This is a genomic window from Stenotrophomonas sp. 2YAF22 (assembly GCF_052114665.1).
Taxonomy (GTDB): domain Bacteria; phylum Pseudomonadota; class Gammaproteobacteria; order Xanthomonadales; family Xanthomonadaceae; genus Stenotrophomonas; species Stenotrophomonas indicatrix.
Genome location: NZ_JBFRFE010000582.1, coordinates 1 through 2794, shown reverse-complemented (window position 1 = coordinate 2794; position 2794 = coordinate 1). Strand labels below are relative to the sequence as shown.

The window sequence follows — 2794 nt, the reverse complement described above, 5'->3', positions numbered from 1 at the left end:
GAGCCAGCGCGTCTGCTCAGTAGCCTAGTGGTCGATTTTGGCGACACGCCCGGCGGGGCCGATGCCGCCCCAACCGTTCTGACGAAATGGCAGATGTCCAGTATTTCGTCGAGTGTGCGGACTTCATCGCCGAAGTGTTGGGTGCCGAGCTGCTGCCGCTTGTGAAATGTAGAATGCGCCTTCGGCCGCAGGCGGGCTTTACCAGCTTGGTCAGCCAAGTGATGCTGAATGGCGCGTGCGACCTGGCCTTATGACTCATCTTTAGTTGAGGCGTGGCTCCATCTTAACCAGATTAACGTGCGCCCACCGCTTCCCACGCTACTGGGCCAGACCCTTGATAACGAGGCCCAATCTCCTAATCCGCCCGATGTCGGCTTACGGCCAGAAGCGGACATCGCACCGGCCCCCACCTGGTATTTGCAAGTAGGTAGGCGGCACTTTCCGGTTCCAGCCCATGGGCGTCCCGGCAATATCGCTAGACGAACGATGTCGCACTTGCCATGTTCCGAATCCACCATCGGAAGAACTGGGCGACGAAACCCCATAGCTACCAAAGGCTTTGTCCCCCAAGGACTCTCGCAGCCCCGCCCCATATGCGAAAATGCCAAAAACGTCTGGGGTTTTGGCGGCATTGCCCCCTACCCCTTGGCATTCCGCACAACAGCAGGTAATCGTTACTGCGCCACCGTGCATCGGTGGCCGGGCCTCGAAAACCCGCTGTTGTGATGATGTTTACGCTTGCCAGCCGGCACCGCTCTGCGTGGTGCCGGCTGGCAATCCGTCTGCCGGCTATGGCGGTCGGTGCGTGGGGGCCTTGCGCCCGCCGGGGATCATCACACGCCGGTTTTCGAGCCACGCATCGTCCGCCACCCTTATCGGTGGCGGCTTCTGCCTGCTTGCACGGAGCCTGCCATGACCACGCCGCACTCCCCTCCCCCGCGCCCCATCCAGGAAGCGCCCTCGCCCGCCCCTGCCCTGGACCCCAACAGCCTCATCGCCATCCTGCACAGCATCGGCGCTGGTGCTGCAGCCGATGGTCAGCCGTGGCCCGAGCGCCATCACCTGCGCAGCCGGCAGATGCAGTTGTCCGACGCCGACTGCGCGCTGACGGGCCAGCGCATCGTGCAGGAGATCCTGCTGGCGGCCGAGCGCACGCGCCAGAACGGCGAGCCCGACCAGTACGTGGGCGACCGGGTGATGGAAGGGCTGGTGATGGCCGATATCGCACTTACAGCCTTCATCCACGAACGGGTACGGCCACAGGACTGAGGGCGCGCGTGTGGGCGTGACGTTCTGTTTGAGTGCGGGGTGATGAATGAAGAAACACGGCCTTGCCGCTGCGGCGGTGTGCATCGTGGTGATCGGCGCGGTATGGCCGGGATGGCCCGAGCCAGCGGGCGATCAGGTGTGGGCGTACCAGAAGCTGCAGCCAGCCGACTACCGGCTGCTGCACAGTGATGCACTCGGCTTCGTAACCGCCAAAGCGGATGAAGGCTTTGAACTGCACACGCGCTATGCCGGGGTGACGTCCTTCGAGATCCGGTGCAAGGGCGTTCTGGTGATGGACGTGGAGAACGCCCCCTCACGCGTGCTGATCCGGATGCCTGCCGATGCCCGGTGGCGGGCGCCGGATATCGAGCGCCTTCGCATCAGTTTCGAGCGCTGGTTGGATCTCCACCAGAGCCAAGGCCGGTTGCTGGTGGAGAGTGCAACGCCATCGTGGCTTGAGGCGCGGTTTGGGCGCTTCGGCGGGGCGGTGCCTGATCAGCAGCGGTGTCTGTTTGAGGGCCCGGGCCGCGGGTGGCAGAATTCCCTCTGGTCTCTTCGTCCATTCCTCGGACTACTGAATCCATGATGGAAACCCCCGTGACCGAATCGACCCCCAGTGAAGTTTCAGCCGAAGCCGCATCTCATGAGGGCGAATTTTTCCTGATCGACGCCAGCTTCCCGGGAAACGGCAGGGTTCCCGGTATAGAAATCGCCAACGAAGAGAAGCTGATTGACCCGGCGATGAATGTCGTCCCACGTCCTGATGGAACGCCAGGCCAGTATCCCGAGCGTCCCCACCTGGTTCATGTACCAGAGAAGGGCAGAATGCCACGCGATCTGGAAGAGCTCGCTGGCATATGGATTGTGTCGGAGCCGTTGAAGCAGCTGTTTGAGCAGTTGGACGCCGAGGCGTTTGCATTTGTGGCCTGCGACTTCAGCCTTGCTGACGGCAACCCCGGCCCTCGGTACTACCTGGGCAATGTGCTGCGCAGGCTCGATTCCCTGGATGAAGCCGCTTCCCGCGTGAGGATCAAGCTCGACCACAATTATCAGACCGGCGAGGACGAGAAGCTTTATAGCCTCGTCGGCGGAGCGAGCCTGGTGTTCAAACAGGATTTTGTGGGAGATGCCCATATCTTCCGCCAGGATCGCATGGGAGCACCTCCCATCTGCGACCGCGCGATGTTTGATGCATTGAGTGCGGCCAACTTCTCCGGCGTACGGCTGCGCGATGTGGCCGATATCTAGCAAGCGCTCTTTCAAACGGATTCTTGAATGAGGTTGTGCGCATGGCCGACACACCGGTTTTTCAGGGACACCATCTGATCGAACAGATTCCGTTCGAGCAAAGCCAGCTACTGAAGTCACTTGCCAGTCAAGTCTCCCAGGCGTTGGCCCGCTCTCCCGCGATGCTCATTGCTTAGAGCGCCACGGTGCTACCGCTTTGTTTCGCCAAGTCATACACCAGCAATGCCTCGTCTCCAGTTCCGGCGCTGCATCCCAGCCCACCACTGTTGTCCCAGGC

General features: G+C 61.7%; 4 protein-coding genes. All 4 read left to right on the top strand.

Annotated elements, in window-relative coordinates:
• Positions 1-86: 86 nt before the first annotated feature.
• The 4 genes from AB4Y84_RS18495 (at position 87) to AB4Y84_RS18480 (ending at position 2517) form a co-directional block, all read left to right on the top strand.
• Positions 87-254 carry a hypothetical protein gene (locus AB4Y84_RS18495; protein ID WP_312786174.1) on the top strand — a complete coding sequence of 56 codons (168 nt, stop codon included), beginning with the start codon at positions 87-89 and terminating at the stop codon, positions 252-254.
• Positions 255-912: 658 nt separating this feature from the next.
• Positions 913-1269 carry a hypothetical protein gene (locus AB4Y84_RS18490; RefSeq protein WP_049465266.1) on the top strand — a complete coding sequence of 119 codons (357 nt, stop codon included), beginning with the start codon at positions 913-915 and terminating at the stop codon, positions 1267-1269.
• Positions 1270-1315: 46 nt separating this feature from the next.
• Positions 1316-1855 carry a cold-shock protein gene (locus tag AB4Y84_RS18485; RefSeq protein ID WP_312786173.1) on the top strand — a complete coding sequence of 180 codons (540 nt, stop codon included), beginning with the start codon at positions 1316-1318 and terminating at the stop codon, positions 1853-1855.
• The gene (locus tag AB4Y84_RS18480; RefSeq protein ID WP_428701564.1) at positions 1855-2517 is read left to right on the top strand and encodes an imm11 family protein; all 663 of its coding nucleotides are present in this window, start codon (positions 1855-1857) and stop codon (positions 2515-2517) included. Before AB4Y84_RS18485 ends, AB4Y84_RS18480 begins: the two co-directional genes overlap by 1 nt.
• Positions 2518-2794 lie beyond the last annotated feature (277 nt).